A 16,130-nucleotide genomic window follows, 5' to 3' on the forward strand; every position below is an offset into this window, starting at 1 on the left:
TTTCTCTTTCCTTTCGACAGATGACGGTATTTTCGGCCTGAGAAGGAAAAACTTTACGGGTATTCGTGCTGGAAATGCGGGGAAGGAAAAGACAGGTCGCCTCTTTCTCATGGCGAGAGAGAGGCGATCACAGCGGTCAGGCAGGGTATTCGTTCCAGGTTAACTGAAAATGTGGGCCATCTTTCAGCGTTTTCCAGTCACCGCCCCATTCGATGGTGTGACCGAGGCTTTTCGCCGCCTGCTTAAAAGCGTTGGAGATAAGCTCGTAATCGGCGAAATCCCATGAACCCGCTGGTGTGGGGTAAGCGAAAACATCAATCGCATGACCGGTCAGATGACGGCTGTTCATCGTCTGGGATTTCCCGGTTCTCACCATCTCTTTCTGTTTTTCTACAGAACGCAGACCTTCGGTAATACCAAAATCAATCAGCGTCAGATCCAGTGCTTTCTGGCAAATAGCCACCAGATCAGGATGCACACCCTGCAGATTTTTCACACTTCGTTCACTAAATTTAAAGCTTTGCATAATAACCTCAATAATTCATTTGCGTTTCAGCAGATCAAAAATGGATGTTGTCTTTTCAGGTTTTTCGCAGAAAAAACTCAAAAGACGGACGGAAACTACCGAGCCAATTAACGCGCCGATGGTGTCGGGAACATCTACGGTAATTTTTAAAAAATCCTGCAGCAGGACAAATGCCAGCCCGGCAACAAAATGGGCAGACAATACGCCAACAATAAAAGACGCGGTAAATAACGCCAGACGTGCTTTGGTATTAAAATCTTTTGCCGTCACCGTAAAAACAATGCTGCCAGCAAGTGCAGCCATAATAATGTGCGGGCTATGAAAGGTCGTAACCTCAGTCTGTATTACATATTTTTCCACCAGCGATAAAGCTGCCAGCACACTTTCTTCACTGACCATAAACCACCTCAAAGAATGAAATAAATTGAAAAGCCCCTCGTGCTTAAGGAAATTCTAAATTGAGTAAGAACACAGATTGAGCAAAAAACAAACATAGTTAACTCTTTTCGCTTCATTTCCTGAAAGGTTATTTGAAGGCAGGGAATATAAGTTTCTTTTTTTTGCGCAGCATTGGCTAAATCCTGGTGAATCAACAGATTTCCACCCACCTATACTCCATCTCATTCACGAACGATTCGTGTAATGCAAGCAACATTCATATATTTAAATCGAGGTATTATCATGACGTGGAAAAATGTTAGTGGGATTTCTAAATTCCAGATCTGGACTGAGGCTTGTGCGTCAAGCACCGATGGTTCCGACGCGTGGCTGTTTGTAAACGGTCGTCATCAGATTAAAGTGACCGTCGGCCTTACTCTTGCACTGTATGATGGCACCACCGAACTTCCGTCTTTGGATGAAGTAAAAAAAGCATTGACGTTGGTCAATAACAAAGATGGCGGCAACCTCAAATATCTGGTCGCGGGTAGTGCTGGTTCTTATTGCAAGGTTTACGAACCAAATCATTCATCACTGCAAGCCAATTTAAAAGCAAATAGCTTTAAGTATATCGTTGAGTACTATTACTCCAGTAATACGTCGAAAAACCCCAATATCGCCAGTGAAGAAATTTCTGTAAAGCTGACATATACTGACCGCGACGGCAAAGTTTTTATCAATGATATGTCTGCTAATGGTGATTATTATCAGAAAGGGTTTGTTAAAGTACATTGCCTTCAAGCAAAGAAAAACAAACACAAACTGGTGAAAAACTCATCGCAACCTTATTATAATAACTTCGATTATTGCAGCTGGGAACATGAAGATCCGTATGTCGATGTGTATCGCATGACGATTGAAGACACTTACTTCAAAATCCAGGACTTTAGTTTAACGCCCCAGTCATGGCGCAAAAAACAAAAAGGGATCACTTGCCTTGCGCTGGATATGTATCAGAGCGATGGTGCAAAATGGCAAAATACCACTCAATGTTTCTGTCCAACGCTGGATTATGGCTTGGGCGAAAAATGGTATTCAGTTGATGCCTATGTTTATGAATGGCCAGATCCAAATAACGCCGCTTATTTCGGCAATTTCCGTATTGAAGGCTATACACAAAAAGCCCATGAGATCGTCTTCTTCTGCACAACGATTGATTACAATCAGCGTGATTCTAACCATTGTACTCAGCGTACAGCAGCGCATTTTATCACGCACGATCAGTTTGGCAACGAGACTACGGTTGATGTAGATATTCAATGGGGCAGCCCGTGCTACCACATGGTCTGGCCAACGCTGGACGGCAATATTCCTCCTTTCGGTTAATAACCCTTCGGTGCAGCCTGAACATTTCAGGCTGCAAATAACGCTTTCTTTTTTTTAAGGGTAATATCATGACCCAGTCCTATACTACACAAACACCAAACTTTATTAGCTCCGGTTCTTCGGATGTTGATCCACGAACCCGTTTATTTAGCTTTGACTGTACCTTTTCCAGCGTAAAGGCCAACAATGGCATGGGGCCGGAATTTGGTATTACCGTTGGCTACAACCCGGCAACCGAAAATAACTACTGGGCGCTGGGTAAAGGCATGGCGTTTAACCTGACGCTGTATGCGAAAAAAACCGGCGATCTGATGCTCAGCTCTGGTGAGAGTTACAAAGTGAACGACAGCGGCTCTGCCCCTATCATTCAGCAACAGAAGATGAAAACGGTGAATTTTGTCCGCGTCGACAGTAGAAATTACCGCGTTACCGAGCGCAGCGGTACGGTGACATTTTTGAAAGACATCTTCGGTAATGGGATCTTCTATCCGGAAAAAATCGCTACCCCGCTGGGGCGCGTCATGACGTTGAAATGGGGCAACTCAAATATGGGGCCGGTGCTCACCGCTATCGTTGACGATGACAACGTGACCTACTGCAACTTAACCTACGTCTCCGATAAAACCACGCTGGTGTTCTACCCCGGCCAGCCGGAAAGCTTCACCATTACACTTGCAATGTTGAATGGCTATCTGAACTCCATCACCCATTCTGAACTGGGCAGCAGAACACCGTGGACGCTGAAATATCAGGACGTCGGGATGGGCAACGGTCTGCAGACGTTGACGGAAATCACCACACCGACCGGGTTGCGTAAGACCGCAACCTATAACTATGGTCAGAAAACCGGTCTGATGCGTTTTCCGCAGGCTGCCGGGCTTCCGCCGCTGCCTGCTGTGACACAGCTTAAGGTGTCTCCTGGTCAGGGCCAGCCGGATATAGTGACGCAATACTCTGCCACAGAAAACAACAGCGATGCCTCAAACGCATTCCCGAACTACCTCGGTTACGGGTACAAATACGGCAGCGGCTGGAATAAAGATTCAGATTTCATGTACGGCAGTGTCGACCCGGATTTCACTTATCGCACCTATGTTACGCAGTCGGGTACTGACGGCGGCAACAGCATCAAAACAACCTACATCTATGACAACTACCATCTGCTGAAGTCAACAGAGACCGTGCAGGGGGCCACGCGCCATCTGGTCGAGATGAAATACTATCTTGATGATTATCCGCACAAAAACTTTGACGCCCTGCCAACACAGTTCCAGTTCCCGAAACGCCAGAGCGAAAGCTGGAGCGTTAATGGCTCCACTTTTAAACAGAATACCGGTTATGAGTACGATACCAATGGCAACCTGACGAAGCAGATCGATCTCTGTGATGATAATGGCAATGTCGCCGCTTACAGTACCGTGACCACCAGCGAGTACTACAGCGCTCTTGGCGAAAGCACCAGTAGCGATCAGACCACCGGCTGCCCGGCAGATCCTAACGGTTTTGTTCACTGGATGAAACGCCAGGTCGTGAAGCCCCCCGTGATTAACGGCTATTCCGTACCAACGCGTACGACACTGTATCGCTATAAATCAGTCGCTACCCGCAGCGGCATGCCGGTCTCGACGGCAGTGCTGCCAGCACAGGAGACGCATACAGCGTCCGATGTCGCCTCATCATCTCAAAATCTGCTAACCCGCGTGGTGTCGTATGACGAAAACACCGGTTCGGCAAACTTTGGCCGCCCGTTGCAGCAGAAAGCGACGATTTTTGATAATAGTGGCAATGGCTACACGCAGTTGCTTGATTACTCATGGGTATGGGACACCGCCTCAATTACCGAGACACAAAAACTGACCACCCATGACAACCATACTTCCGTCACATCAGAAAGCCGTTCCCGTTTCACCGATCAACTGCTCAGCACTACGGACGAGCTGGGGAATGTGATGAAAATGACCTACGATCGACTCGGTCGTCCGCTGACTCAAACGGCAAATCCGGGAACAGAGTATGAGTCAAAAGAGACATGGCAATACGAACTGGCACTGTCAGGAAGCAGTGTCACCGCCATTGCCACCACTCACACCGATCCCAAAGGTAATTGCCTGAAAACGATGTATGACGGGATGGGCCGACCGTTCCAGCAATGGCGTAACCTGCTGGCCGCCGGAAAACCGACCGACTGGCGTACTGTAGCGCAACTCTTCTGGGATGCCTGGGGCCGTCAGAAAGAGGTCATCGAAAACGATTTCGCCGATCCGAACAAAACGACCGCCAGCTACAGCGTCACGACTCAGGGACAGTTTGATGACTGGGGGCAGAACATTAAGGATAAACTCTCCACCGGTCAGAGCATTTCTGCCGTCTGGGATCCGGTAAAACGTCACAAAATAACTCAGTTGCTCTCATCTGATGGCCGGGTTCAGTTAGGGGCGGCGCGGGTGGATGTTGACAACCGTAACCTGCCGGTGAAAGAAACCCTGCTGGATAAAAACGGCAACGCTTATGCCGCAACCCAGAAGGAATATGACGGTCTGGGGCGCGTACGTAAAGAGATCGATCCGCTTAACCGGGTCACCACCTATACGTACGATCCGTTCGATCGCGTCAGCAGTAAAACCCTGCCGGGTGGTGCGGTACAAGCGTGGACCTTCGCGCCATTCAGTCATGAAGCACTACAGACCACCGTCTCGCTAAATGGTCGCGTCATGGGCTCGCAAACCTTTGACGGTCTGGGCCGTAGAACACAGTTCTCCTGCGGTGGCCGTACGGAAAAAGCGACCTATTCTGGCGTGAACACCGTACCGGATACCACAACCAGCGCGGCAAATCAGCAGCAGCACTACAGCTACATCAAGCAGCTTGGCAACGCGATGAAAACCCTGTCGGGGAGCAAGATCACACAGAACTTCACCTATGAAAACAGCACAGGCCGTCTGTTAACCGCCAGCGAAAACGGTAGTCAGCGCAGCAGCTATACCTGGCTGCCATCGGGTGAACTGCAGCAGGAATCGATGAGCAATGAGGGGACATCCCGTCAGGCGGAATACACCTGGTCGTTACAGGGTAAACCGCTGAGTTACACCGATGTCGCCGGGAATACCACCACGATGGTGTATGACCAGTTTGGCCGAATGACCTCGATTACCGACCCGCAGGTGAGTGTGCATTTCGAACGCGACACCGCAGGCCGTGTGACGAAACAGACGGTCAAGTCACTGCACAGCGCCGATTCGATGACCACCACGTTGACGCTGGATGAGTTTGGCCGCGAAACATCACGCGAGATCGCGCCGAATAGTGGCGACAAAATGACTATTGCGCAGACGTACTACATCAATAACCAGTTGCAAAGCAGAACGGTTCATCTGGGCGCTAAAACGCTGCGGACGGAAAACTTCTACTATGACGAGCGTAACCGACTGGTCAAGCAAACCTGCAGCGGCAGCGAACTCCCGGTAGATGGTTATGAGCAGTTCTATACGCAGCTTGATTTTGTGCTGGATGTCTACAGCAATATCACCTCCTGTGTCACGGTGCTGAGCAACGGTAAGAAGGATACCTGCACTTATCACTATAACAATGCTAACGATCCGTGTCAGTTGACCTCCGTCACGCATACACTGACCGGTGTTTACCCGGCAACAGTCTCGCTGGCGTATGACGCGAATGGCCGAATGACCAAAGACGAGGCGGATCGTACGCTCTCCTACGACGAATCAGGACGTCTGGTGAGCATCAGTGGCAGTGGTGGCAGCAGCACCTACGGTTATGACGCGTTCGATAAGCTGGTGTGGCAAAAGCTTAACAACAACGAAACCCGTCAACTGTACTACCTCAGCAATCGCCTGATGAACGAAGTGTGCCCGGAGAATAACAAGAATACCCGTTATATTCCTGGCGCATGGGGGACATCAGCGGTCAGCGATGAAAAACTGAATTAATGGAATGAACGTAGGCTCCGGTTTCGTACCGGGGCCTTTTTTAAGGAATGGACTGACCCCACAACCTCATTACCCGGTTTTAATGGTAAATTGCTCAGTTTTATCAAATCGAGATAATTAGAATTTTTTAGAAACAAATCGTACTTCCAGCCGGGAATGAATACCTTTACGTATTCATTCCGGCAAAATTTCCTGCTGAGTTTTTATATCCCTTAGTATCTTTTCTTGCAACAATAATCCTTAACAACAACCCTTAATCCTGCACAGATGAGCCGTTGTCAAACCTCTAACCCTGGACTTCAATAAATTATCATTCTCTTCATAGAGTTATGCAAAACGACCATTCCATCGTTTCTCCTTTTTCATGAAGTCACTCACAAACGCATCATTAAGTATTGCTGTTAAATAAAGCACCCATAATACTTAAGTTAATCTAAATAATTTGATCTTTTTCAATGAGTTACACAACCGGAAGTGATAAACACTCAAAAATCGATCATAATCAACAGCTTATGCTACAATTTACCTGCCGTCTCAATAATAATTACTGGATATAAAAGATGATGCTTTCAATTTCAGAATATTATGAAACAAGCGCAATTGCTCTCGCTATAAACAAGAAAACCTTTATTAACAATCGATATTTTGGTCTGTTTCTGGACATTTCTGGCCACGATCTGGACAGGGACGATCTGGCATTTATTTTCAAATCAGAAAATAACCAGATCATCTCCATCCCGGCCTATGACCACAGTATTAACTTTGTCTATGAGTTTGAAAACGGGCAGAAGAGTTATCTGAATCCTCTTCTGCACTGTTTGTTTGTGGGCGAATAACAGGAATTAGTGTATTAAATGAAGGTATTGAGTATGCCTTTGATTTTCTCTTTATCACTGGCATACTCAGGTTTGAGACAGTGATAAGCTCTGATTTTTAAATTCACATTTTTTAGCGGTATAACGTCAACACCATCCACTTTAAATAAGGTCGCGAACTTTTCTGTCATAATGCAGCATCCTTTACCCGAATGGATATTATACAGCATGCTCAGAAATTCCCAGTTATGTTCGATGAATTCAATATGGCTAAATTTATCCGTAAGTAAGTTTTTGAAGATTTCTTTTGAATAGTGCACATTGGCATCTTTCCAGACAAACAACTTCATTGCGCTTTGCGGATCACGCCCTTTTGGCGCCAGCAGTACTAAATTCCCACTGAACCACTCATCCCGCTGCACCGCATAGGATAATGAAATATCGCGCAGCGAGAAAATAATGCAATTCGCATTATAACGAAGATTATCAATGTCCGCCGGGTCAATCACCCCTCTTTCACACCGCGCCTTCAGGCCTGAAGACTCAATGACCATCACGATATGTTTAAAAACCAGTTCCGGAAAGGTGACGTCGAATAAAATCACCAGTTCTTTCGCGGTTTCTTTATTCTGGATCTCACTTTCCAGATCCATTAACTGCGTGTAAACTGAACGAAACTTATTATAATATTCCCACGCCAGCTCAGTTGGTTCTAACTCGTTGTATTTTCTCTTAAACAGAATACCACCGAGGTAATCTTCCAGCTCACAAATCACTTTACTCAGCGGCGACCGCGTAATGCAAAGTGCTTCTGCTGCTTTCGCGAAATTCCTTAACTCCATTGTTACCATAAAGTAGCGCATTTTTTTCGACAGCAGATATCCCATAGGTCGCTCTTTAATTCATGTTTGTATTCTTAATACAATATAAGACACTGATTCACTTTCAACAATGTGCTAAAAAAGAGACAATCTTGTTCACTTTATGAAAAGTTGCGTAATTGATATAAATCAAACATCGAATTTCCTGGCCCTGCCCACATATTCTAAATGCGTGATACTCATCACAAAATAAGCCCATGTTCAGATTTTACTCAACCGCTTATCCATAAACACAACCGCTTAAGCCGCCATACGACCACTGACGCTTTTCCCCACCAGTAACGGCGTTTCTTTCTGGCAAGATCGCCCCTGTATTACCGTCACTACCTCCCCAACAACAAGTACTGATCCAATTTTCATTTATAAAAACCAGGTCTCACTATGGATACGAAAAAATTTCTTAAGCACGTACCCTGGGCCATCCTCGGGATCATCGGCGCTTTCTGTCTGTCCGTCGTGGCGCTGCGCCGCGGTGAGCACGTCAGCGCACTGTGGATAGTCGTTGCCTCGGTATCGGTTTATCTGGTGGCTTACCGCTACTACAGTCTGTACATCGCTCAAAAAGTGATGAAGCTCGACCCTACCCGCTCAACGCCGGCGGTGATTAACAACGACGGCCTGAACTATGTGCCGACTAACCGTTACGTGCTGTTTGGTCACCACTTCGCGGCTATTGCCGGTGCAGGCCCGCTGGTGGGTCCGGTGCTGGCGGCGCAAATGGGCTACCTGCCTGGCACGCTGTGGCTGCTGGCGGGCGTCGTGCTCGCGGGTGCGGTGCAGGACTTTATGGTGCTGTTTATCTCCTCGCGCCGTAACGGTTCGTCCCTCGGCGAAATGGTCAAAGAAGAGATGGGTCGCATCCCGGGCTCGATTGCCCTGTTCGGCTGCTTCCTGATCATGATAATCATCCTCGCGGTGCTGGCGCTGATTGTCGTAAAAGCACTGGCGGAAAGCCCGTGGGGCGTCTTTACCGTCTGCTCGACTGTGCCGATTGCGCTGTTTATGGGCATCTACATGCGCTTTATCCGCCCGGGTCGCGTGGGTGAAGTGTCGGTGATTGGTATTGTGCTGCTGGTCGCGTCCATCTGGTTTGGTGGTGTAATTGCGCACGACCCGTACTGGGGCCCGGCGCTGACCTTTAAAGACACCACCATTACCTTCGCGCTGGTGGGTTATGCTTTTGTCTCCGCGCTGCTGCCGGTATGGCTGATTCTGGCGCCGCGCGACTACCTCGCGACTTTCCTGAAAATCGGCGTGATCGTCGGTCTGGCGCTCGGCATCGTGATCCTCAACCCGGATCTGAAAATGCCCGCGGTAACCCAGTACATCGACGGTACCGGTCCGCTGTGGAAAGGGGCGCTGTTCCCGTTCCTGTTTATCACCATCGCCTGTGGCGCCGTCTCTGGTTTCCACGCGCTGATCGCCTCCGGCACTACGCCGAAACTGCTGGCAAACGAAACCGACGCTCGCTTTATCGGTTACGGTGCCATGCTGATGGAATCTTTCGTGGCGATCATGGCGCTGGTGGCGGCATCGATCATCGAACCGGGTCTCTATTTCGCGATGAACACCCCGCCTGCGGGCCTTGGCATCACCATGCCGAACCTGCATGAAATGGGTGGCGACAACGCCGCGATGATCCTGGCGCAGTTGAAAGACGCCAGTACGCATGCGGCAGCGACCGTCAGTTCATGGGGCTTCGTGATCTCACCTGAGCAGATCATGCAGACCGCGAAGGACATCGGCGAGCCGTCCGTTCTGAACCGTGCGGGTGGTGCACCGACGCTGGCCGTAGGTATCGCTCACGTGTTCCACAAAGTGCTGCCGATGGCGGACATGGGCTTCTGGTACCACTTCGGTATTCTGTTTGAAGCGCTGTTCATCCTGACCGCGCTGGACGCCGGTACCCGTGCGGGCCGCTTTATGTTGCAGGACTTGCTCGGCAACTTCGTACCGTTCCTGAAAAAAACCGACTCACTGGTGGCTGGCGTGCTGGGTACCGCGGGTTGTGTTGGACTGTGGGGTTACCTGTTGTATCAGGGCGTGGTCGATCCGTTGGGCGGCGTGAAGAGCCTGTGGCCGCTGTTCGGTATCTCTAACCAGATGCTGGCCGCCGTCGCGCTGGTGCTCGGCACCGTCGTCCTCGTGAAGATGAAACGCACCAAATACATCTGGGTCACCGTGGTACCGGCGCTGTGGCTGCTGCTCTGCACCTCCTGGGCGTTGGGTCTGAAACTGTTCAGCACCAACCCGTCGCTGGAAGGCTTCTTCTTCATGGCCAACCAGTACAAAGAGAAGATTGCTGCGGGCGGCGCGAACCTCACCGCGCAGGAAGTTGCTAACATGAACCACATTGTGGTGAATAACTACACCAACGCGGGTCTGAGTATTCTGTTCCTGGTGGTGGTGTACAGCATCATCTTCTACGGTATCAAAACCTGGCTGAAGGCACGCGCCATCGACGCACGTACCGACAAAGAAACGCCATACATTGCGGTACCGGAAGGCGGCGTGAAGACCTCTTCACACCATTAATACGGTAATCATCAGTCTCTGTAGGCCCGGTAAGCGTAGCGCCACCGGGCTTTTTCTTATCAGGATGGCAAAATGTTTGGTAACTTAGGTGAAGCCAAAAAATATCTCGGTCAGGCGGCAAAGATGCTGATTGGCATCCCGGATTACGACAACTATGTCGAGCACATGAAGGCCAACCATCCGGACAAGCCGTACATGACCTACACCGAATTTTTCCGCGAGCGTCAGGAAGCGCGCTACGGCGGGAATGGAGAAGGCGGCGTACGCTGTTGCTAAAGGAGAGAACATGACACCTGTTGCAGTTACCCTGCTCACCGGCTTTCTCGGCGCGGGCAAAACCACGCTGTTGCGCCATATCCTCAACGAACAGCACGGCTACAAAATCGCTGTTATCGAAAACGAATTTGGCGAAGTGTCGGTGGATGATCAGCTCATCGGCGATCGCGCCACGCAGATCAAAACCCTGACCAACGGCTGCATCTGTTGCAGTCGCTCTAACGAACTGGAAGACGCGCTGCTGGATCTGCTCGACAGCCTCGATCGCGGCGACATCCACTTCGACAGGCTGGTGATTGAGTGCACCGGCATGGCCGATCCCGGCCCGATCATTCAGACCTTTTTCTCCCATGAAATTCTTTGCCAGCGCTACCTGCTGGACGGCGTGATCGCGCTGGTGGATGCCGTCCACGCGGACGACCAAATGAATCAGTTCACGCTTGCTCAGTCGCAAATCGGCTATGCGGATCGCATTCTGCTGACCAAAACCGACGTCGCCGGCGACAGTGAAAAACTGCGCGAGCGCATTGCACGCATCAATGCCCGTGCGCCGGTCTACACCGTGACGCATGGCGATATCGATCTCGCGCTGCTGTTCGATACCAACGGTTTCATGCTGGAAGAGAATGTGGTGCAGCCGACACCGCGCTTCCACTTTATCGCGGACAAGCAAAACGACATCGCCTCCATCGTGGTCGAACTGGATTACCCGGTCGACATCAGCGACGTATCGCGGGTGATGGAAAATCTGCTGCTGTCGTTTGCCGATAAACTGCTACGTTACAAAGGTATGCTGTGGATTGACGGCGAGCCGAATCGCCTGCTGTTTCAGGGCGTTCAGCGCCTGTACAGCGCCGACTGGGACCGCCCATGGGGTGACGAAACGCCGCACAGCACGCTGGTGTTTATCGGCGTCCAGTTGCCGGAAGCGGAAATTCGCGCCGCCTTTGCCGGGCTAAAAAAATAGGGTGTGGTCATGACCTCCCCTCGTGATATCAACCAGCGTTTTTTGCGCCCCACCCATCTTCCGTGGGTGGAGCTGCGCAGCACTTACCTGAGTCGACAGGCGTACAAACGCCATCAGCACACAGAGCTCTCCATCGGGGCCATCGTCGAAGGAGAAACCTGTTGCGTCTGCGACGGGCATGAATACCGGCTGCAACCTGGCGATATCATCGTCATCCCGCCGCACGTGGCGCATAGCTGTAACCCAGTGGCGTCGCAGCCCCGCAGCTACCACATGCTTTATCTTGATGTGTCGTGGTGCCTGGCGCTGTTCACTCCCACGACCACGCTGCTCACCATCGCTCAACCGGTGATCCGTGATCCCGCGCTGTTCGCGCGTTATCAGGAGATTGTCGCGATGATGGCAACCCCACCGTCTCCGTTGCTGGCATCCCGCTTAGTATCGTTGTTCCAGGCGCTGCCATTGATTCCTGCAATGCCGTCACACACGCACCACGCATCGCAGCAGCTTGGCGATCATCTTTTGTCGAATCTTCAAAGACCGCTGGCACTTGACGCGCTGGCGAACACCTTCGCCCTGCGCAAAGAGACGTTGATCCGCCTGTTCCGCCAGGATACCGGCCTCACACCCGGCGCATTCCTCAATATGGCCCGCATCGAATACGCCAAATCACGTCTGCGCGCGGGTGAGGATATCGCCGACGTCGGCTACCAGAGCGGGTTCGCCGACCAGAGCCATTTTCACAAAACCTTTGTCAGTTACACCGCCGCCACTCCCCGCCAGTACGCCCGCGGCAGATCAATATCAGACAATAATTAATTCACGTCTCGCCTTAAGGTGAACGCAGCTTTTTCGTGCTGAGGTCACCATGGAATCGTTGTCTGTTCTCTTTCCTTCCGCGTTTCTCGCGCTGGCGCTGTCGCATTTTGTCGCCCTGCTCAGTCCTGGTCCGGATTTTTTCCTGCTGACGGGGTATGCCATCCGCTACCGGCTTCGCGGCAGCTTCGGGCTTTGTCTCGGTATCGCCGCCGGAAATGGCCTCTATATTCTGCTCGCCATTATTGGCTGGAGCGCCCTGCGACAGTTCACGCTACTGTTCACTGTTATCGAACTGGCAGGCGCGGCGTATCTGCTGTGGATTGGCATGCAGTTGATTCGTTATGCCACCACTTCGCTGGCGCTGGAGAAGGTGCAGGGAAATTGCCCGTCGTTGCCGCAACAGTTGCTGCTCGGGCTTGGCTCCGCAATGCTGAACCCGAAAAATGCATTGTTCTATCTGTCGCTCATGACCGCCCTGCTCGGCCCGCAGGTGACGCTGTTGCAACAAACCACCTGCGGCGTATGGATGGTCACGGTGGTACTAGGGTGGGATCTGCTGGTCGTTAAGCTCATCTCGCTACCGCATATCCAGCGCTCTTTACAGCATTATATCGGCTGGATTGAGCGTACCGCAGGCATAGTGCTGATGGGGTTTGGCGGCTGGATTTTATGGCGTTTTCTGGTGTAAGCACCGAAGCCGTTACTACAAAAATCCCCTGCGGCGCTCTATGCTTAGCGGATGGATAAATTAGCTGAACTCAAACGCGCCCGACGGCTGGCGCTGTCGCTGCTGTTAGTGGCGGTGGCGATTTTTGTCACGACGTTGTTTCTGCCACCACGCTGGTGGGTGGGTGCGCTCAAGGCGATGTCGGAAGCGGCAATGGTCGGCGCGCTGGCTGACTGGTTCGCGGTAGTGGCGCTGTTTCGCCACATTCCCATCCCGCTTATTTCCCGCCATACGGCGATCATTCCCCGCAATAAAGACCGGATTGGCGACAATCTCGGCCGTTTCGTGCAGGAGGAATTTCTCGATACCCAATCGCTGGTGACGCTGATCCAGCGTCATGAACCGGCGATGATGATCGGCACCTGGTTCAGCCAGCCGCAGAACGCGCAGAAGGTCGGGCATCATCTGATGACCGTGATGGGCGGTTTCCTTGAACTGACCGATGATGCGCGCATTCAGGGGTTACTGAAACGCGCGGTGCATAAGGCGATCGACAAAGTGGATCTCACCGGCACCAGCGCGCTGATGCTCGAAAGCATGACTAAAGACAACCGCCACCAGACGCTGCTGGACGCGCTGATCGCCCAGTTGATGGTGCTGATCCATCGCGACAGCACCCGGCGCTTTATCGCGAAACAGATTGTCCACTGGCTGGAAACCGAGCACCCGCTGAAGGCCAAAGTGTTGCCCACCGAATGGCTTGGCGAGCACAGTGCCGAACTGGTCTCCGAGGCGGTAGACACGCTGTTGGACGACGTCACCGTCGACAGCACGCACCAGATCCGTCAGGCGTTTGACCGCGCGGTACTGAGGCTTATCGAGTCACTGAAAAGCGACCCACAACTGGCGCAGCGCGCCGATGACATCAAACGCTACCTGAAAAACGATGCAGCGTTTAACGGCTATCTCGGCGAATTGTGGGCTGATCTGCGTCGCTGGTTGAAGGATGATCTTAACGCCGAAGATTCCCGCGTCCGGCAGCGCGTCGCCGAAGCCGGGCAGTGGTTTGGCGAAACGCTGGTAGCGGATGGCGCATTGCGCGCCTCGTTGAATGAGCACCTCGAGGAGGCCGCCCGCCGTGCGGCGCCGGATTTCGCCGCCTTCCTCACCCGCCACATCAGCGACACGGTCAAAAGCTGGGACGCGCGTGAAATGTCGCAACAGATCGAGCTCAACATCGGCAAAGATTTGCAGTTTATTCGCATTAACGGGACACTGGTCGGCGGTAGTATCGGGTTGATTCTCTGGCTGGTATCCCAACTTCCGGCACTGTTCGCCACGCCGGTAGGGTAAAAAGCCGCGACGGATTTCGCCCTGGCTGTTTTTCCCCGCACACGGAGTACGTTTTTTATGCAACGGATGTTGTCTTTTTTTCGTCGCCATGCCGCCACGCTGTTCTTTCCGATGGCGTTGATTATTTACGATTTTGCCGCCTACCTGACGACGGATTTAATCCAGCCGGGCATTATCAACGTGGTCCGCGATTTTAACGCCGATGTCAGTCTCGCCCCGGCCTCCGTCAGCCTCTATCTGGCAGGTGGAATGGCGCTGCAATGGCTGCTCGGACCGCTCTCGGACAGGATTGGTCGTCGTCCGGTGCTCATCACTGGCGCACTGATTTTTACCCTCGCCTGCACCGCTACGCTGTTTACCACCTCCATGGAACAGTTTCTGGTGGCGCGGTTCGTGCAGGGTACCAGCATCTGCTTTATCGCTACCGTCGGCTACGTGACCATTCAGGAAGCATTCGGTCAGACGAAGGGCATCAAGCTGATGGCGATCATCACCTCGATCGTGCTGATTGCACCGGTCATCGGCCCGCTCTCCGGCGCGGCGCTGATGCATTTTATGCACTGGAAAGCGCTGTTCGGCATTATCGCTTTCCTCGGCTTTCTCGGCTGGCTCGGCCTGCTGCTGGCGATGCCGGAAACCGTACAACGGGGCGTCGTGCCGTTAAGCGTGACCGGCGTTCTGCGCGATTTCCGCAATGTCTTTCGCAACCGGGTGTTTCAACTTGGCGCGGCGGCGATCACCCTGAGTTACATTCCGATGATGACCTGGGTGGCCGTGTCGCCGGTGATCCTGATCGACGCAGGCGGCATGACGACTGCGGAGTTCGCCTGGGCGCAGGTACCGGTGTTTGGCGCGGTGATTGTCGCCAACATGGTGGTGGCGCGGTTCGTGAAAGATCCCACCGAACCGCGGTTCATCTGGCGGGCGATCCCCATCCAGCTGTTCGGGCTTATGTTGCTCATCGTCGGCAATCTGCTGTGGCCGCATGTCTGGCTGTGGTCAGTCACCGGTACCAGCCTGTACGCGTTCGGCATCGGGCTGATTTTCCCGACGCTGTTCCGCTTTACGCTCTTCTCGAATGCTCTGCCGAAAGGCACGGTGTCGGCCTCGCTGAACATGATTATTCTGACCGGGATGGCAGTGGCTGTTGAGGGCGCACGCTGGCTGTGGTTTAACGGCGGGCGGATCCCGTTCCATCTGCTGGCAGTAGTCGCGGGGATTGCCGTGGTGTTTGCGCTGGCGGGTTTGCTGCGACGCGTCCGGCAGCATAATGCTTCGCTTCCGGCGACGGAGAAAGAGACTATTTGAGTATGTCAAAGGGTTCCGTTCACCTCAATTTTCCTGCCTCTTTGGGGCCATGGCACCTGTGAACGTGTTAAGGATGCTCGTCGCCGCACCCTTAACAATCCCGGCTCCCGGCAGGAAAATTGCCGCTTCGCGGTGCCCTCCGCTTATTCCTCCAGGCGGCCGGGTCGGGCGTGAGCCTGCGTCCCTGCAGGCCACACCCTAAGTCCGCATCCTTGCGGACTTTCCCTGCCCTACGGAAACACGTCGGCAATTTTCGGCCGGACCAGCCACAC

13 protein-coding genes are annotated in these 16,130 nt (G+C 52.2%); 10 read left to right on the forward strand and 3 right to left on the reverse strand.

From position 1 onward, the window contains the following. Nucleotides 1–136: 136 nt before the first annotated feature. Nucleotides 137–529: a M15 family metallopeptidase gene (locus QMG90_RS18475; RefSeq protein WP_283284001.1), complete on the reverse strand. Its 393-nt coding sequence runs from the start codon at nucleotides 527–529 to the stop codon at nucleotides 137–139. A 12-nt stretch (nucleotides 530–541) separates the two neighbouring features. Beyond that, nucleotides 542–925: a putative holin gene (locus tag QMG90_RS18480; protein WP_283281110.1), complete on the reverse strand. Its 384-nt coding sequence runs from the start codon at nucleotides 923–925 to the stop codon at nucleotides 542–544. A 282-nt stretch (nucleotides 926–1,207) separates the two neighbouring features. Here QMG90_RS18480 and QMG90_RS18485 point away from each other — a divergent pair, with 282 nt between their 5' ends. The 3 genes from QMG90_RS18485 (at nucleotide 1,208) to QMG90_RS18495 (ending at nucleotide 7,073) form a co-directional block, all read left to right on the forward strand. Next, nucleotides 1,208–2,290 carry a hypothetical protein gene (locus tag QMG90_RS18485; RefSeq protein ID WP_283281112.1) on the forward strand — a complete coding sequence of 361 codons (1,083 nt, stop codon included), beginning with the start codon at nucleotides 1,208–1,210 and terminating at the stop codon, nucleotides 2,288–2,290. Between the two features lie 68 nt (nucleotides 2,291–2,358). After that, complete coding sequence (locus tag QMG90_RS18490; protein WP_283281114.1) at nucleotides 2,359–6,237, forward strand: hypothetical protein; 3,879 nt, start codon at nucleotides 2,359–2,361, stop codon at nucleotides 6,235–6,237. 560 nt (nucleotides 6,238–6,797) lie between these two features. After that, nucleotides 6,798–7,073 (forward strand): hypothetical protein, encoded by a 276-nt coding sequence (locus QMG90_RS18495; RefSeq protein ID WP_283281115.1) that lies wholly within the window; start codon nucleotides 6,798–6,800, stop codon nucleotides 7,071–7,073. Between the two features lie 14 nt (nucleotides 7,074–7,087). Here the strand turns inward: QMG90_RS18495 and QMG90_RS18500 are convergent, their stop codons facing one another. Next, on the reverse strand, nucleotides 7,088–7,939 hold the full coding sequence (locus tag QMG90_RS18500) for a LysR family transcriptional regulator (RefSeq protein WP_283281116.1): 852 nt from the start codon (nucleotides 7,937–7,939) through the stop codon (nucleotides 7,088–7,090). A 375-nt stretch (nucleotides 7,940–8,314) separates the two neighbouring features. Here QMG90_RS18500 and QMG90_RS18505 point away from each other — a divergent pair, with 375 nt between their 5' ends. The 7 genes from QMG90_RS18505 (at nucleotide 8,315) to mdtM (ending at nucleotide 15,858) form a co-directional block, all read left to right on the forward strand. Beyond that, a complete protein-coding gene (locus QMG90_RS18505) occupies nucleotides 8,315–10,468 on the forward strand; it encodes a carbon starvation CstA family protein (RefSeq protein ID WP_283281118.1) in 2,154 nt (717 codons plus the stop codon). Nucleotides 10,469–10,540: 72 nt separating this feature from the next. Further along, nucleotides 10,541–10,744, forward strand: a complete 204-nt coding sequence (locus tag QMG90_RS18510) for a YbdD/YjiX family protein (RefSeq protein ID WP_283281120.1) — start codon at nucleotides 10,541–10,543, stop codon at nucleotides 10,742–10,744. Between the two features lie 10 nt (nucleotides 10,745–10,754). After that, on the forward strand, nucleotides 10,755–11,711 hold the full coding sequence (yjiA, locus tag QMG90_RS18515; RefSeq protein WP_283281121.1) for a GTPase: 957 nt from the start codon (nucleotides 10,755–10,757) through the stop codon (nucleotides 11,709–11,711). Nucleotides 11,712–11,720: 9 nt separating this feature from the next. Beyond that, a complete protein-coding gene (locus tag QMG90_RS18520) occupies nucleotides 11,721–12,530 on the forward strand; it encodes an AraC family transcriptional regulator (protein WP_283281124.1) in 810 nt (269 codons plus the stop codon). 58 nt (nucleotides 12,531–12,588) lie between these two features. Next, on the forward strand, nucleotides 12,589–13,218 hold the full coding sequence (locus QMG90_RS18525) for a LysE family translocator (RefSeq protein ID WP_283284002.1): 630 nt from the start codon (nucleotides 12,589–12,591) through the stop codon (nucleotides 13,216–13,218). Nucleotides 13,219–13,269: 51 nt separating this feature from the next. Continuing rightward, a complete protein-coding gene (locus tag QMG90_RS18530; RefSeq protein WP_283281126.1) occupies nucleotides 13,270–14,550 on the forward strand; it encodes a DUF445 domain-containing protein in 1,281 nt (426 codons plus the stop codon). A gap of 66 nt (nucleotides 14,551–14,616) precedes the next feature. Beyond that, nucleotides 14,617–15,858, forward strand: coding sequence for a multidrug efflux MFS transporter MdtM (mdtM, locus tag QMG90_RS18535; RefSeq protein ID WP_283284003.1), 1,242 nt, complete (start codon nucleotides 14,617–14,619; stop codon nucleotides 15,856–15,858). Nucleotides 15,859–16,130 lie beyond the last annotated feature (272 nt).

Origin of the sequence: Trabulsiella odontotermitis (assembly GCF_030053895.1) — a bacterium.
In the GTDB taxonomy this organism is placed as follows: Bacteria; Pseudomonadota; Gammaproteobacteria; order Enterobacterales; family Enterobacteriaceae; genus Trabulsiella; species Trabulsiella odontotermitis_C.

Coding starts and splice junctions, on each gene's coding strand:
- QMG90_RS18480 (WP_283281110.1), bottom strand. CDS start 925: ATGGTCAGTGAAGAAAGTGTGCTGGCAGCTTTATCGCTGGTGGAAAAA.
- QMG90_RS18485 (WP_283281112.1), top strand. CDS start 1,208: ATGACGTGGAAAAATGTTAGTGGGATTTCTAAATTCCAGATCTGGACT.
- QMG90_RS18490 (WP_283281114.1), top strand. CDS start 2,359: ATGACCCAGTCCTATACTACACAAACACCAAACTTTATTAGCTCCGGT.
- QMG90_RS18495 (WP_283281115.1), top strand. CDS start 6,798: ATGATGCTTTCAATTTCAGAATATTATGAAACAAGCGCAATTGCTCTC.
- QMG90_RS18500 (WP_283281116.1), bottom strand. CDS start 7,939: ATGGGATATCTGCTGTCGAAAAAAATGCGCTACTTTATGGTAACAATG.
- QMG90_RS18505 (WP_283281118.1), top strand. CDS start 8,315: ATGGATACGAAAAAATTTCTTAAGCACGTACCCTGGGCCATCCTCGGG.
- QMG90_RS18510 (WP_283281120.1), top strand. CDS start 10,541: ATGTTTGGTAACTTAGGTGAAGCCAAAAAATATCTCGGTCAGGCGGCA.
- yjiA (WP_283281121.1), top strand. CDS start 10,755: ATGACACCTGTTGCAGTTACCCTGCTCACCGGCTTTCTCGGCGCGGGC.
- QMG90_RS18520 (WP_283281124.1), top strand. CDS start 11,721: ATGACCTCCCCTCGTGATATCAACCAGCGTTTTTTGCGCCCCACCCAT.
- QMG90_RS18530 (WP_283281126.1), top strand. CDS start 13,270: ATGGATAAATTAGCTGAACTCAAACGCGCCCGACGGCTGGCGCTGTCG.
- mdtM (WP_283284003.1), top strand. CDS start 14,617: ATGTTGTCTTTTTTTCGTCGCCATGCCGCCACGCTGTTCTTTCCGATG.